The organism is Microbacterium testaceum (assembly GCF_001476285.1).
GTDB classification, from domain to species: domain Bacteria; phylum Actinomycetota; class Actinomycetes; order Actinomycetales; family Microbacteriaceae; genus Microbacterium; species Microbacterium testaceum_B.
The window spans coordinates 1-633 of the sequence record NZ_LDRU01000160.1 but is presented as its reverse complement, the minus strand read 5'-3'; the positions used below and the strand labels follow the sequence as shown (position 1 = coordinate 633).

1 protein-coding gene is annotated in these 633 nt (G+C 67.0%); it reads left to right on the top strand.

Translation table 11 applies throughout. The annotated features are described in order from the left end of the window. A partial coding sequence (locus tag NS283_RS18135) for an aminotransferase class III-fold pyridoxal phosphate-dependent enzyme (RefSeq protein WP_153003425.1) occupies positions 1-614 on the top strand: 614 nt, incomplete at its 5' end. Between the last annotated feature and the right edge of the window lie 19 nt (positions 615-633).

Below are 633 nucleotides of genomic sequence, written 5' to 3'. Positions count from 1 at the left end.
TGCTCGTGTCCGACGAGGTCATCTGCGCCTTCGGTCGCCTCGGCCACTACTTCGGCGCCTCGGCCTACGACTACCAGCCCGACATGATCACGTTCGCCAAGGCCGTGACCAGCGGATACTCCCCTCTCGGCGGCACGATCATCAGCGACCGGATCTACGAGCCCTTCGCCCACGGCGACGCCTCGTTCCCGCACGGCTACACGTTCGGCGGACACCCCGTCTCGGCCGCCGTCGCGCTCGAGAACCTCGACGTGTTCGAGGAGGAGGGACTGCTGGAGAACGTCCGCACGAACTCGCCGCTGTTCCGCTCCACGCTCGAGCAGCTCCTTGACCTGCCGATCGTGGGCGACGTGCGCGGCGACGGCTATTTCTTCGGCATCGAACTCGTCAAGGACAAGGCGACGAAAGAGACCTTCGACGACGACGAGTCCGAGCGGTTGCTGCGCGGCTTCCTGTCGAAGGCCCTGTTCGACGCGGGCCTCTACTGCCGCGCGGACGACCGGGGTGACCCCGTCATCCAGCTCGCCCCTCCCCTGACCCTCGGCCCCGCCGAGTTCACCGAGATCGAACAGATCCTCCGTTCGGTCCTCACCGAGGCGTCGAACCGCCTCTGACCCCGACAGGGATGCCGAC